Raw genomic sequence first — 13,795 nt, 5'->3', positions numbered from 1 at the left:
TGTCGTCGAATGTCAGGACGTTGATGTGACAACTGTCATGCGGGTACTCGTCGTCGAAGACGATTATCTCATCGCCGACGACATCGCACAGGCGCTGGAAAGGGCCGGCACCGTCGTGCTTGGCCCGGTGCCCAGTATCGCCGAGGCGGCGCGGATCATCCGGCGCGAGGAGATGGAGATCGCGGTGCTCGATCTCAATGTGCGCGACGAGCTCGTCTTTCCAGTCGCTGACGAGTTGAAGAATCTGGCGACGCCGCTGGTGTTCTTCTCGGCCTATGACGAGGTGGCGATCCCCTCCCGCTTCGCCGACGCCGCCCGCATCAGCAAGTCGTCGGGGCTGGACAAGCTGGTGGGCGCGGTCTTCGAGCAGCACCAGATCGCCGTCGCCCGCAACGCCGGCGCACCGCGGATCACCGATCTCGTTCCCGAGCTGCGCGTCTTCGCCCGCAGCCTCGCACCGACGAAGGCAGAAGCGGACGAACTCGTGGCGGGTGCGCTGGAGATGGCGCTCGCCTCCATCGACGCGACCTTCACGCCCTGGCAGGGACGCCCGCGCGAGGAACTGATGCGCCTCGTGCAGCTCTGCCATGACCAGCGGAGCGGCTCCAGGCCGTAGCGGTGCCATGGCCTTCGAGCTGAAATCGGAGGAGTTTCCCTGGCAGCCGACGCGCTCCACCTTTCATCTCTGCGTCGATGCCCAACGCCTGTTCCTTCAGGACGGGCCTTGGCCGACACCTTGGCTCGAGGCGGTCCTGCCGGCGATCGCGCGGGTCGCCGAGCATGCGCCGGAGCGCAACATCTTCTCGCGCTTCGTCCCGCCGGAGCGACCCGAAGACGTCGGCGGCACCTGGCGGGCATATTACAGGCGCTGGCGCCAGGCGACCTTGGGGCTGATCGATCCCGCCCTTCTGGAGCTGGCATCGCCGCTCGATCTCATCGCCCGGGCCGGAACGGTGATCGACAAACCGGTCTATTCGGCCTTTGTGGGCACGGGCCTCGCGGGATTTCTGGCCGAGCACCGCGCCGACGGTCTCATCGTCACCGGCGCCGAGACCGACGTATGCGTGCTGGCGACGGTGCTTGATGCCGTCGATCTCGGCTATCCGATCTATATCGTGACGGACGCGATCTGCGGCTCGACGGATTCGTCGCATGACGCCGTCCTGACGCTTTACCGCACACGCTTCTTCCAGCAGATCCAGACCCTCACCGCCGATCAGCTTCTGGCGCTCTGGCCCCGCTGAAGCGCGTCCGTTCGACGGGAACGAATCCCCCTCCACCGCCCTTGTGTCCGCGGCATCACCAACCAGCAGCGGCGGACATCATGGAACTTTCGGGCAAGGTCGCGTTCATCACCGGGGGCGGCTCCGGCATCGGGCGGGCTGCGGCGCTCAGGCTGGCCGAAGCGGGCGCCGACATAGCCGTTCTCACGCGCTCGCGCGAAGAGGCGGAGGAAACCGCGGAGGCCGCCCGCGCGAGCGGCGTTCGAGCGATCGCCCTGACCGGCGACATCTCGGTCGCCGACGAGATCGGCGCAGCGATCGGACGGGTCGTCGGCGAATTGGGCCGTCTCGACATCGTCTTCGCCAATGCCGGCGTCAACGGTGTCTGGGCGCCGCTGCATGAACTTGCGCCCGAGGAATGGGACAAGACGATCGCCATCAACCTTCGCGGCACGTTCCTGACCATGCATTACGCGGTGCCGCACATGCTGGCCGAGGGCGGCTCCATCATCATCACCTCGTCGATCAACGGCACGCGGACCTTCACCTCCGCCGGCGCGTCGGCCTATGCCACGAGCAAGGCGGGCCAACTGGCGCTCGGCCAGATGGCGGCGCTCGAGCTCGCGAAGCACCGCATCCGCGTCAACGTCATCTGCCCCGGCGCGATCGGCACCGAGATCGACGACAACACCGACCAGCGCAACACCGACGCCGCGCGGGTCCCCGCCGACTATCCGGAAGGACAGGTGCCGCTCACGCGCGGCAAGCCGGGCACCAGCGAGGACGTCGCCGATCTCGTCCGATTCCTCGCCTCCGACGCCTCGCGGCACATCACCGGGACGCCGGTCTGGATCGACGGCGGGCAGTCGCTCCTCGTCTAGCCTCTCCTCTCCGCCTGCTGCGGAGCCTCCCTGAAGCGTCTTGTCGCGCTGCGGCGCAACGCGTCGCCGACATGACATCGAAGCTTCAAAGAGGCATGATAGTCGTTGCAGGTAGACGGCTTAGCATCCGGTCTGGTCGGATGGGGGCGCCCGGGGCGTCGGCCGCAAACGGAGAGGCAAGAATGAAGACCAACGGGATGCGTTTGACGGTATCGGTGCTGGCCCTCGTGGCCTCGGGGAGCATGGCTCTTGCCGACAGCATGGACGATCTGGTCGCGGCCGCGAAGAAGGAGGGATCGCTGACGACGATCGCCCTGCCGCATGACTGGTGCGGCTATGGCGACGTGATCGCCGGCTTCAAGGCCAAGTACGGCCTCGAGGTGAACGAGCTCAATCCCGACGCCGGCTCGGGCGACGAGATCGAGGCGATCAAGGCCAACAAGGGCAATACCGGCCCGCAGGCCCCGGACGTCATCGACGTCGGCCTGTCCTTCGGCCCCTCGGCCAAGGCCGAAGGCCTGCTTCAGCCCTACAAGGTCTCGACCTGGGACACTATTCCCGACGCCGCCAAGGATGCCGACGGCTACTGGTACGGCGACTATTACGGCGTGCTCGCCTTCGAGGTGAACACCGACATCGTCAAGAACGTGCCGAAGGACTGGCCGGACCTGCTCGCCGACGACCTCGCCAATTCCGTCGCTCTCGCCGGTGACCCGCGCTCCGCCAACCAGGCGATCCAGGCCGTCTACGCGGCCGGCCTCTCGGCTGCCAAGGGCGACGCGTCCAAGGCCGGCGAGGAAGGCCTCAAATTCTTCGCCGAGCTCAACAAGAAGGGCAATTTCGTCCCGGTCACCGGCAAGGCCGCCAGCCTCGCCCAGGGCGCGACCCCGGTCGTGCTGCGCTGGGACTACAACGCCCTCGCCGACCGCGACACGCTGAAGGGCAACCCGCCGGTCGAGGTCGTGATCCCGGCCACGGGCGTCGTCGCCGGCGTCTATGTCCAGGCGATCAGCGCCTATGCGCCGCATCCGAACGCCGCCAAGCTCTGGATGGAGTATCTCTATTCGGACGAGGGTCAGCTCGGCTGGCTGAAGGGCTATTGCCACCCGATCCGCTTCAACGACCTCGCCAAGAACGGCAAGATCCCGGCCGATCTGCTCGCCAAGCTGCCGCCGGCGGAAGCCTATGAGAAGGCCGTGTTCCCGACGCTCGAGGAGCAGGGCGCTGCCAAGGAAGTCATCTCCAAGCAGTGGGACACCGTCGTCGGCGCCGACGTCGCGAAGTAAGCTGCTAGGATCCCGGCTTCGGCCGGGAAGAGAGACACGAGGGCGCGGCCGGCGAGGCCGCGCCCTCGATCCGGATGATGACCGGCGGCGCCGGGAGGCCGGCCCCTGAACGGCGAGGATCGATGACCGCAACGCTTGCGACCGCAACCGACGCCCCGCGCCGACGGCTCTCGCTGTCCTGGCTCGGCGTCGTCCCGTTCGTCCTGTTCTCCCTGATGTTCCTGCTGCTGCCGGCGGCCAATCTGGTCATCGGCGCCTTCCAGGATCCGACCGGCGCCTTCACGCTCGCCAACATCGCCAATCTCTTCCAGCCGTCCATCATCCGGTCTTACACGATCAGCCTCCAGATCAGCGCGGCCTCGGCCTTTGGCGGCATGCTGTTCGGTTTCCTGCTGGCGCTGGCCGCGATTCTCGGCCACCTGCCCCGCTGGGTGCGGCCGACCCTGATGACCTTCTCCGGCGTCGCCTCGCAGTTTGCCGGCGTACCGCTCGCCTTCGCCTTCCTGGCGACGCTAGGACGCACCGGGCTGGTGACCGCGCTGCTGATGAACATCTTCGGCATCAACATCTACCGTTCCGGCTTCAATCTCCTGTCCTTCTGGGGACTGACGCTGGTCTATCTCTATTTCCAGATCCCGCTGATGGTGCTTGTGATCTCGCCGGCCGTCGACGGGCTGAAAAAGGAATGGCGCGAGGCGGCCTCGACGCTGGGCGCGACGAGCGCACAGTACTGGCGCATGGTCGCCCTGCCCGTCCTGTGGCCGAGCATGCTCGGCGCCTTCCTGCTGCTCTTCGCCAACGCCTTCGGTGCGATCGCCACCGCCTATGCGCTGACCGGGTCCTCGCTCAACATCGTCACCATCCTGCTCTATGCGCAGATCCGCGGCGATGTGCTGCACGATCCCAATCTCGGTTATGCGCTGGCGCTCGGCATGATCCTCATCACCGGCCTCTCGAACGGGGCCTATATCTGGCTGACGTCGCGCAGCGCACGGTGGACACGATGAAGCAGTCCCGTCTGATCCCCTGGCTGGGCTTCATCTTCGGCGCGATCTACTTCCTCGTGCCGCTCATCGCGACCTTCGAATTCTCGCTGCGCATGCAGCGCGGCACCTATTCCTTCGAGGCCTATCGCGTCGTTCTCGGCGATCCCGGGTTTCAGGCGAGCTTCGGCTATTCGGCGCTGATCGCCCTGCTCACGATCATCGTCGGCGTGGCCCTCGTGGTGCCGACAGCCTATCTCGTCCAGCTGAAGCTGCCGCGCCTTCGGCCCGTCGTCGAGTTCATGACGCTGCTGCCGCTGGTCGTGCCCGCCATCGTGATCGTGTTCGGCTATCTGAGGATGTACAATTCCTCGTCCTTCCTGCCGTTGACGTCGACGGCGCGCGGCACGGACCTGCTGCTGATCTTCGCCTATGTGACCTTGGCACTGCCCTACATGTATCGCTCGGTCGACACGGCGATGCGCTCGATCGACATCCGCACGCTCACCGAGGCGGCCCAGAGCCTCGGCAGCTCCTGGCTCAGGATCATGCTTCAGGTGATCCTGCCCAATGTCCGCGTCGGCGTCCTGTCAGGCGCGTTCCTCACCTTCGCGATCGTGATCGGCGAGTTCACGATGGCGAGCCTTCTGAACCGGCCGGCCTTCGGGCCCTATATGCAGCTGATCGGCGCCAACCGGGCCTATGAGCCGGCGGCGCTCGCCATCATCGCCTTCGTTGTGACATGGGCCTGCATGGGCCTCATCCAGCTGGTCGCGAATCTCTCGCCCGGCTCGAAACGCTGAGCCTTCAAGCAGGACGCACGGACCACTCCATGGCCTTCCTCTCGATCAATCGCCTCACCAAGACCTTCGGCAGCAACACGACGGTGAAGGGCGTCGATCTCGAGGTCGCTCGCGGTGAGTTCCTGACGCTTCTGGGCCCCTCCGGCTGCGGCAAGACGACGATCCTGCGCATGGTCGCCGGCTTCGAGATGCCGAGCAGCGGCACGATCCGTATCGAGGACAAGGACGTCACCAATCTGAAGCCGCATCAGCGCAAGATCGGCATGGTCTTCCAGGCCTATGCGCTGTTCCCCAACATGACGGTGCGCGACAACATCGCCTTCGGCCTAAAAGTGGCGCATCGCAGCGGCAGCGAGATCGACGCGCGCGTCAGGGAGATGCTCGATCTCATCAAGCTGCCGCAGCTCGCCGACCGATACCCCTATCAGCTGTCGGGCGGCCAGCAGCAGCGCGTCGCCCTCGCCCGCGCCCTCGCCATCAAGCCGCAGATCCTCCTGCTCGACGAGCCGCTCTCCGCGCTCGACGCCAAGATCCGCGTGTCGCTGCGCGAGGAGATCCGCGCCCTGCAGCGCCAGCTCGGCATCACGACCATCTTCGTGACGCATGACCAGGAAGAGGCGCTGTCGATGTCCGATCGCATCTGCGTTATGAGCGAGGGGCGCATCGAGCAGCTCGGCACGCCCTTCGAGATCTACAACTATCCGAAGACCCGTTTCGTCGCCTCGTTCGTCGGCACGCTCAACATCCTGCGTGGCAAGGTGACCGACAGCGCCGCCGGCAGGGTTCAGATCGACGGCCAGGAGGTCGTCACCAATCGCGGCCTCAACGGCGCCTCGACCGGTGACGAGGTCGCGGTCGCGCTGCGGCCCGAGGCGCTCTCGATCGGCCGCGCCAACGGCTCCAGCAACAATCTCGACGGCGTGATCGACGAGGTGCATTTCCTGGGTTCGGTGGTGCGCATTCGCGTTCGCTTCAGCGACACCGCCGTTTCGCTCGACACCTTCAACCGCCCCAACGCGGCCCCGCCGGAGCGGGGCCAGCCGATCACCGTCAATTTCGGCCGCGAGGATATTCTCGTCCTCGAGGGGCCGGCCTACTGAGGACCGGCGCCCCGGGAACTTGCGATCGACTCAGGCCGCGACGCGGCTGCGGCCGAGCAGCCTTTCGATCTCGTCCATGACATCCGCCGGAAGGGGGCCGAAGGCGAGCGCGCCGGCATTCTCCTCCGCCTGCCGCACGGTGCGAATGCCGGGTATCGGCAACGTGGCGGGGGATCGGGCCCAGAGCCAGCCGATGGCGCCCTGCGCCAGCGTGCGGCCGCCGGTCGTCAGGCATCCGCGGATGGCGTCGAGGCGCGCCGAGAACTCCGGCGAGACGCGCCCGTCCTTGAAATAGGTCAGCCACTCCAGCGAGGCGGAGCGCACGTCGTTCGCGGCCAGCCGGTCGCCCGGCGCGAAACGGCCGCTGAGAAGCCCCATCGCCAGCGGCCCGCGATCGATCGAGACGAGAGCCGCCTTCTCGATGACGGCGATCATCGCGTCGGCCGGATCGAGCACGTTCATGTTGTGCTGGATGCTGACGAAGCCGTCGAGCCCGGCAAAGGCGGCCGCGCGTTCGGGATCGTCGGTGCTCCAGCCGAAGGCGTCGATCTTGCCCGCCTCGCGCATCCGCGAGAGCTGCTCGAACACCGCCTCCGCTTCCGAGATCGGCAGTCCGCCGAGATGAAGCTGCAGGAGGTCGATCTTCTCGCGGCGGAGATTTCTCAGCGACATCTCGACGATGCGCGTGATGAACTCTGGCGCGACATTGTCCGCCTCCGCCTGCTTGGTCGCCGGGTTGGTGACATGGCCGAACTTGGTGGCGATCACCACGTCTTTGCGCCCTTCCAGCGCCCGGCCGATCACCGCCTCCGAATGGCCGCCGCCATAGTTGCTGGCGGTATCGAAGAAGCGGATGCCCAGATCGAGGGCGCGGTGAATGGCGGCGATCGACTCGTCGTCATCCACCGCGCCCCAGCCGAGCGGCACGTCGCCGGCGAAGAACGGGCCGCCAATCGCCCAGCCACCGAAGCCGAGCGCGGGTATTTCGAGGCCGTCCCAGAGCGAACGCATGAGCATCGCGAAACTCCTTGTCGAGGCTTGATCAGTGCAGGAATGAAAGGGAGATGCCGGCGCGACGGAACCATGTCGGCGGCGATGACGAGAGGATTGCTCCCGCAGGGGGACTTGCGCAATCGCCAGTTCCGCATGATGCATTTCAGAAATGAAAGACCTCGACTGGAACGATCTCTCGCTCTTTCTCGCCGTCGCGCGCGACGGCGGGCTCGGCCCGGCGGCGCGTCGCACCGGGACCAGCGCCGCGACGCTCGGTCGGCGCATCACGGCGCTGGAAAAGTGGCTCGGCCTCCGGCTGTTCGATCGTGGACGGCTCGGTTACGACCTGACCGAAGCAGGCCGAACGCTGCTCGGCCAGGCGGAGGATGTCGAGCAGGCGGTCGGCGCGATCCAGCGCTGGCGGGCCAACGAGACCAGCCGGCGCGCCGTGCGCATTTCCGCCGGGACCTGGATGACGTCCTTCCTTGCCGGCCATATCGCGGCGCTGCACGCGCCGGGCGATGGCTGGACCATCGAATTCGTCACAGCCAATGCGCGGCTCGATATCGCCCGCCGAGCCGCCGATATCGGCATCCGCAACCGCCGGCCGGACGGAATCGGGCTGGCCGGGCGGCGTGTCGCCACCGTCTGCTTCGCTGCTTATGCGCTTGCCGGCCAGGAGGGTGACGACCTCCCCTGGATCGCACTCGCGGGCGAGGCGGCGATCACCCCGTCCGCCGAATGGCTGGCTCGCCGGCCGGACGCGCGGATCGGCTTTCGCTGCACCGATGCGCGCACGCTGCTTGACCTCGCGCGCGCCGGCGCCGGCCGCGCTGTTCTGCCCTGCCTCATCGGCGACGCCGAACCGGCGCTGCGGCGCATCGGACCGCCGATCGCCGAACTTGCCTCGGAACAATGGCTGGTGACCCACCACGACGACCGCCACGACCCGGCGGTGCATGCCGCGGCCGAGCGCATCTCGAAGCTCATCCGCGCCCATCGCCCGCTCTTCGCGGGCGAGCAGCCGCAGGAGATGTGAGCGTCAGGCCGACTTGGCGATGCGGTCGAAGGCGACAAGGCGCTCGAGAAGCGCCGGCAGTTCGGCGATCGGCACCATGTTCGGCCCGTCCGAGGGGGCACGGTCCGGATCCTCATGCGTCTCGATGAAGACGGCCGCCACGCCGACCGCGACCGCGGCACGCGCGAGCACGGGCACGAATTCCCGCTGCCCGCCGGTAGACCCGCCGTGCCCGCCCGGCTGCTGCACCGAATGGGTGGCGTCGAACACGACCGGCGCACCAAGCGCGGCCATGATCGGCAGCGCGCGCATGTCGGTGACGAGCGTGTTGTAGCCGAAGCTCGCGCCGCGCTCGGTCAGCAGCACGTTGGGATTGCCGCTCGCCGTGATCTTGTCGACGACGTTCTTCATGTCCCAGGGGGCGAGGAACTGGCCCTTCTTCACATTGACGACGCGGCCGGTTTCGGCCGCGGCGACGAGGAGGTCCGTCTGGCGGCTGAGGAAGGCCGGAATCTGCAGGATGTCCACGACCTCGGCGACGGGCGCGCACTGCTCCCGCTCGTGGATGTCGGTCAGGATCGGCAGGCCAAGTTCGCGGCGCAGATCGGCGAAGATCGGCAACGCAGCGTCGAGCCCGGCGCCGCGCTTGCCCGAAAGGCTGGTGCGGTTCGCCTTGTCGAAGGAGGTCTTGTAGACGAGCCCGATGCCAAGCGCGGACGCGATCTCCTTGAGACGGCCGGCCATGTCGAAGGCATGCTGCCGGCTCTCGAGCTGGCAGGGACCGGCGATCAGCGTCAGCGGCAGGTCGTTGCCGAAGGTAACCGGGCCGGCGCCGCCGTCGACTCTGACATGGGCATTGGGAGAAAGGGACATTCGGAAAGCCTCGTGGAACGGACGCAGCCTTCCATACACGCCGAGGCGTATGGTGGCGACCCCGGCGTGACTCGAACACGCAACCACTCGCTTAGAAGGCGAGTGCTCTATCCGGTTGAGCTACGGGGCCGGATCAGGAGCGGCGGCCGGCGCGCGGCAAGCCTTGCGCCTCAGTGCGTCCAGGGCTGCAGGCGGCCGTACCGGAAATTGTCGGAATAGGAAATCTTCTTGCGCGTCGCCTCGTGCGGCTCGAACACGCGATAGGGAATGCCGTTCTTCTCGGCGTAGGCGATCGCCTCTTCCAGCGTCTCGAAGCTGAGCTTGATCTGCCGCTTCATGTCGGCCGAAGAGGTGTAGCCCATCAGAGGCTCGACCGCGAGCGGCACCTCGGGCTCGTAGGTCAGCATCCAGCGCTCGGTCTTGGCCTGACCGGACTGCATGGCGTTGCGCGCCGGCTTGAAGATACGTGCAACCATGTCTTCGCTCTGTTCCCAGCTACCGCCCACACCGTCGATGGTCGGGGCAGCAAGATTCGAACTTGCGACCCTCTGGTCCCAAACCAGATGCGCTACCAGACTGCGCTATGCCCCGCGACCGACGTCGGGCTTCGATTAGCATTTCAACGCCGCGCACCGCAAGCGCGGCAAGGCCGTGCAACGCCGTCGAAGACCAGCGCGACAAGGTCGCGCCGAAGCGCGTTCGCAGCCCCCGTCAGCGCTGCGGGATCGCCACCCGGTCGCCTTCCGAGATTCCGAGCGCGTCGGCCCGCCCGCCGTTGATCTCGAACACATAGCGGACCGGCGCGCCGCTCGGGATGAGCCTGTCGGACAGCGGCGTCGCGTTGTGCTCGATCCGCTTGATGACGCCGGTTGCGTCGATGAACAGCATGTCGAGCGGCAGATAGGTGTTGCGCATCCAGAAGCCGACGGTCTGGTCCGTCTCGAAGTCGAACAGCATGCCGTGATCCTTCGGCATGTCCTTGCGATACATGAGCCCCCGGCTGCGCTCATCCGGCGTCGTGGCCCACTCGATCGAGAAGGAGTGCTTTCCCGCCGGGGTCGTCACGACGAGCTTGTCCCCCGTCGCCGCGGCATGTCCAAGGGATGGCGAGAGGGTAGCGACGAGCGCAAGAAAAGCAGCGAGGACGAGGGCGAACCCGCCCGGCCGGCGAAAGGCGACGGCGATCATCGTCAATGCGACGAAGAGGGGCCGCCCGCGGCGCCGTCCGGCCTGATCTCGGCGGCCATCAGGCCCTTGTCGCCCGGCCCGAAACGCACGAGCACGGTCTGACCCGGGCGAAGCTCCATGAGGCCGAAGCGCCGCAGGGTTTCCATGTGGACGAAGATGTCCTCGGTCCCCTCGCCGCGCGAAACAAAACCGTAGCCCTTCACGCGGTTGAACCATTTGACGACGCAGCGCTCGAGGCCGCTGGTCGCCGTCACCACCTGATGGGTGCGCGGCGGACCGGCCTGGGCCGGGTGCACGGCGGTCGACTCGTCCATCGAGAGGATGCGGAAGGCCTGCAGGCCCCGCGCGCCCTTCACGGCCTCGCAGACGATTCGAGCGCCTTCATAGGCGGTCTGGAAACCGTCGCGCCGGAGGCAGGTGACATGCAGCAGCACGTCCTTGCTGCCATCGTCGGGAACGATGAAGCCGTAGCCCTTGGAGGCGTCGAACCACTTGATCGCTCCGACAACCTCGAAGAGGTCCAGCCCGGCAGCATCCTCGCCCGTATCGAGCGACGCCGACGAACCGGCGTTAATCTTGGACCCCATAGGCTTCGGCCCCCAGTCCGGCCGCTCCTGGCGGCCGCAAGTTTACGCACGCATGTCCGGCAACCACAAAAGCGATTCGCTGTTCGAAGCGCCAGTCACCGATTCCTTGCCAAGAGAATAAGCATGCCCGATTCTCCTGACCAGTGACCTTGAGGCCACAAGCCCGGAAATCCGCGCCGGTTCCCAGAGACCATCCCGTTTGTCGATCGCAACCCTTCGCCATATGGTGCGGGCAGCCGGCAGACGGGATCGTTCACGCCTGCCGGAAAGACCCAACCCCGGGAGGCACGCCGCCGATGAAATACCTTCACACCATGGTCCGCGTCACGAATGTCGACGAATCGCTCGACTTCTACTGCAACAAGTTCGGCCTCAAGGAGGTTCGCCGCATCGAGAACGAGAAGGGCCGCTACACGCTCATCTTCCTCGCCGCCCCCGGCGACGAGAGCGCGCAGGTGGAGCTGACCTACAACTGGGATCCCGAGGTCTACGGCGAAGGGCGCAATTTCGGCCACCTCGCCTACCGCGTCGACAACATCTACGAGCTCTGCGACCGCCTGCTGAAGGCCGGCGTCACCATCAACCGTCCGCCCCGCGACGGCCACATGGCCTTCATCCGCTCGCCCGACAACATCTCGATCGAACTGATCCAGGCCGGCGACGCGCTGCCGCCGCAGGAGCCCTGGGCGTCGATGCCAAACACCGGCAAGTGGTAAGCCTCGTCCACAGGCCCTGTTGAAGGCGCGGCGAGGCTGCTTGTCACCTTCGACAATCGCCTCTATAAGCCGCGCCGACGCGCCCTTCGTCTATCGGTCAGGACGCCACCCTTTCACGGTGGAGAGAGGGGTTCGATTCCCCTAGGGCGCGCCAGCTTCCCCACTTTCGAGCAATCGGCCACCGATCGCCTCCGCGGCGATCCCTGCGTCGATCACCGCCGCCGCCATCGGCTATCGCCGGGCGAGCACACGGCTGCCGCACAATTCGCGCGAGCGTGATCACGCTGCGACAAATTGGTGCGATCAGCGTTTGTCGTCAGACAAGTTTCGTGCATTATCGGCCTCTGTTCGATGTCTTGTCGGACAGGCGCCGCGGTTCGTGGCGTCGACCGTGCCTTGGAGGGGGCACGATCGACCAGGGCCGACGGTTGCCCTGCCCGCCGAGCAAGAGGAAGCGGACAGGACGATCCTGCGCCCGCGCGGCACAGCGTGTGGCTCGAATGCTTCGACGCGAAGCCAAGAACGATAACCGCGAACAAGATCAAGGAGATGGAACAAGGCCGTCACGCGCCGCCCGTCGGCGTCGACAGTTGAGAATGCCGCCACCCCACGAAGGGTCGCGGAACGGGAGAGTGGAGGAAGCCCATGACGAGATCGAAATCCGGCGCCGCCATCCGTGGCGCCGTTGTCACCGCATTCATGACGTCGATGATTTCGCCGGCCTTTGCCGCGCCGCCGGTCGATCTGAGCAAGTGGTCGCCCGACTATGTGAAGTCGGTGGCGGGCACCAAGGAGTTCGATACCGCGGCCGATTGCGCGAAGGTCACGCCGCTCGACTACAAGGGCCGCGTGACGCTCTGGTATCAGGGCGTCTTCGAGGGCGACCCGGATATCCTCAGGCAGAACTACAAGGAATTCTTCGAGGCCTTCCGGAAGACGTATCCGAACATCGTTCTCGAAGAACAGGGCATCACCTACAACGATCTGCTCGACAAGTTCCGCACCGCGCTGATCGGCAATGCGGCGCCGATGGTCGTGCGCCTGCAGATTCTCGGCGGAACGGAATTCGCCTCGAAGGGCTATCTCCAGCCGCTGAAGCCGGAAGACATTGGCTATTCCAGCGAGGACTTCTGGCCGGGCGCGATGAAGGCGGTCACCTGGGACGGCGTGACCTATGGCGTGCCGACCAACAACGAGACGATGGGCTTCATCTGGAACGCCGACATCTTCAAGCGCGCCGGCCTCGATCCCGAGAAGCCGCCGGCGACCTGGGACGACGTCGTCAAATACTCGAAGCAGATTCACGACAAGCTCGGCGTTTCCGGATACGGCCTCGTCGCGCGCAAGAATGCCGGCAACACGCCCTATCGCTTCATGCCGCAGCTCTGGGCCTATGGCGGCGGCGTGTTCGACGAAGCCTCGGCCGATCCGACCTACAAGGAGGTCCAGCTCGGCAGCCCGCAGAGCAAGGCCGCGCTGCAGGCTTCCTACGACATGTATGTCCGCGACAAGTCGGTGCCGGTTTCGGCGCTCACCAACCAGCAGGCCGACAATCAGCCGCTCTTCCTGGCCGGCCAGCTCGCCATGATGATCTCGCATCCCTCCGACTACAACGTCATGCTCGATCTCAAGAAGAAGGCGACGGGAGCGGATGCGGAGAAGGCGCAGACGGTCATCGACAACATGCGCTATGGCCTCATTCCCGCCGGCCCTGACGGCAAGCGCGCCGTCGTCTTCGGCGGCTCGAACATCCACATCCTGAAGCCCGAATATGTCGACGGCGGCAAGGTCGACGAGCCGGCCGCCAAGGCGCTCATCTGCATGTGGACCAGCCCGGAATGGTCGCTGAAGCTCGCCTGGGTCGGCTCCAACCCCGGCAATCTCAACGGCTTCCTGACGGGCTGGATGAAGACCCGCCTCGAGACGACGCCGTTCCTCGACGTCACCACCTCGATGCTGCCCTACGGGATTCCCTTCCCGGCCCTGCCGGAATCGCCCGAGATCATGAACATCATCGTTCCGGACATGCTGCAGAACGCATTGACCGGCGCGATGACAGTCGACCAGGCCGCCGACGACGCGGCCAAGAAGGTCGAGGACCTCAAGGCGGGCGGCGGGCTCTAGGCCCCACGACCGACGCAAGA

At 66.2% G+C, this 13,795-nt stretch carries 15 protein-coding genes and 3 tRNA genes; 11 read left to right on the top strand and 7 right to left on the bottom strand.

The genetic code is table 11. The features are described 5' to 3' along the window. The first annotated feature begins 25 nt into the window (after positions 1-25). The 7 genes from QO015_RS01125 (at position 26) to QO015_RS01095 (ending at position 6,276) form a co-directional block, all read left to right on the top strand. Positions 26-616, top strand: a complete 591-nt coding sequence (locus QO015_RS01125) for a response regulator (RefSeq protein WP_266282033.1) — start codon at positions 26-28, stop codon at positions 614-616. Then, on the top strand, positions 588-1,244 hold the full coding sequence (locus tag QO015_RS01120; RefSeq protein WP_266282035.1) for a cysteine hydrolase family protein: 657 nt from the start codon (positions 588-590) through the stop codon (positions 1,242-1,244). Before QO015_RS01125 ends, QO015_RS01120 begins: the two co-directional genes overlap by 29 nt. A gap of 80 nt (positions 1,245-1,324) precedes the next feature. Continuing rightward, positions 1,325-2,104, top strand: coding sequence for an SDR family oxidoreductase (locus tag QO015_RS01115; protein WP_266282037.1), 780 nt, complete (start codon positions 1,325-1,327; stop codon positions 2,102-2,104). A 242-nt stretch (positions 2,105-2,346) separates the two neighbouring features. Continuing rightward, on the top strand, positions 2,347-3,390 hold the full coding sequence (locus tag QO015_RS01110) for an ABC transporter substrate-binding protein (protein ID WP_370877446.1): 1,044 nt from the start codon (positions 2,347-2,349) through the stop codon (positions 3,388-3,390). A 122-nt stretch (positions 3,391-3,512) separates the two neighbouring features. Then, the gene (locus QO015_RS01105) at positions 3,513-4,397 is read left to right on the top strand and encodes an ABC transporter permease (RefSeq protein ID WP_266282041.1); all 885 of its coding nucleotides are present in this window, start codon (positions 3,513-3,515) and stop codon (positions 4,395-4,397) included. Beyond that, positions 4,394-5,176 carry an ABC transporter permease gene (locus tag QO015_RS01100; protein ID WP_266282043.1) on the top strand — a complete coding sequence of 261 codons (783 nt, stop codon included), beginning with the start codon at positions 4,394-4,396 and terminating at the stop codon, positions 5,174-5,176. Before QO015_RS01105 ends, QO015_RS01100 begins: the two co-directional genes overlap by 4 nt. 29 nt (positions 5,177-5,205) lie before the next feature. After that, a complete protein-coding gene (locus QO015_RS01095) occupies positions 5,206-6,276 on the top strand; it encodes an ABC transporter ATP-binding protein (protein WP_266282044.1) in 1,071 nt (356 codons plus the stop codon). 30 nt (positions 6,277-6,306) lie between these two features. Here QO015_RS01095 and QO015_RS01090 read toward each other — a convergent pair whose 3' ends face one another. After that, positions 6,307-7,293 (bottom strand): aldo/keto reductase, encoded by a 987-nt coding sequence (locus QO015_RS01090; protein WP_266282045.1) that lies wholly within the window; start codon positions 7,291-7,293, stop codon positions 6,307-6,309. A gap of 145 nt (positions 7,294-7,438) precedes the next feature. Between QO015_RS01090 and QO015_RS01085 the strand changes: the two genes are divergently transcribed. Then, on the top strand, positions 7,439-8,308 hold the full coding sequence (locus QO015_RS01085) for a LysR family transcriptional regulator (protein ID WP_266282046.1): 870 nt from the start codon (positions 7,439-7,441) through the stop codon (positions 8,306-8,308). A 3-nt stretch (positions 8,309-8,311) separates the two neighbouring features. Here QO015_RS01085 and kdsA read toward each other — a convergent pair whose 3' ends face one another. The 6 genes from kdsA to QO015_RS01055 form a co-directional block, all read right to left on the bottom strand. Then, entirely contained in the window at positions 8,312-9,160 is an 849-nt protein-coding gene (kdsA, locus tag QO015_RS01080) for a 3-deoxy-8-phosphooctulonate synthase (protein WP_266282047.1), read from the bottom strand. A 53-nt stretch (positions 9,161-9,213) separates the two neighbouring features. Then, positions 9,214-9,290: transfer RNA gene (locus QO015_RS01075), tRNA-Arg, on the bottom strand. 40 nt (positions 9,291-9,330) lie between these two features. Continuing rightward, a complete protein-coding gene (locus tag QO015_RS01070; protein ID WP_266282048.1) occupies positions 9,331-9,636 on the bottom strand; it encodes an ETC complex I subunit in 306 nt (101 codons plus the stop codon). 38 nt (positions 9,637-9,674) lie between these two features. After that, positions 9,675-9,751 (bottom strand) — tRNA-Pro (locus QO015_RS01065). 120 nt (positions 9,752-9,871) lie between these two features. Then, positions 9,872-10,348: a DUF192 domain-containing protein gene (locus QO015_RS01060; protein WP_266282050.1), complete on the bottom strand. Its 477-nt coding sequence runs from the start codon at positions 10,346-10,348 to the stop codon at positions 9,872-9,874. 2 nt (positions 10,349-10,350) lie between these two features. Then, entirely contained in the window at positions 10,351-10,935 is a 585-nt protein-coding gene (locus QO015_RS01055) for a cold-shock protein (protein WP_266282052.1), read from the bottom strand. 296 nt (positions 10,936-11,231) lie between these two features. Between QO015_RS01055 and QO015_RS01050 the strand changes: the two genes are divergently transcribed. From QO015_RS01050 to QO015_RS01040, 3 genes are all read left to right on the top strand, one after another. After that, positions 11,232-11,651, top strand: a complete 420-nt coding sequence (locus tag QO015_RS01050) for a VOC family protein (protein WP_266282053.1) — start codon at positions 11,232-11,234, stop codon at positions 11,649-11,651. Positions 11,652-11,730: 79 nt separating this feature from the next. Next, positions 11,731-11,805: transfer RNA gene (locus QO015_RS01045), tRNA-Glu, on the top strand. A 491-nt stretch (positions 11,806-12,296) separates the two neighbouring features. Beyond that, positions 12,297-13,775, top strand: coding sequence for an ABC transporter substrate-binding protein (locus QO015_RS01040; protein WP_266282054.1), 1,479 nt, complete (start codon positions 12,297-12,299; stop codon positions 13,773-13,775). Positions 13,776-13,795 lie beyond the last annotated feature (20 nt).

The organism is Kaistia geumhonensis, assembly GCF_030815145.1.
GTDB lineage: Bacteria > Pseudomonadota > Alphaproteobacteria > Rhizobiales > Kaistiaceae > Kaistia > Kaistia geumhonensis.
Note: the sequence above shows the minus strand (reverse complement) of the source record. Positions and strands in the feature narration are given on the sequence as shown.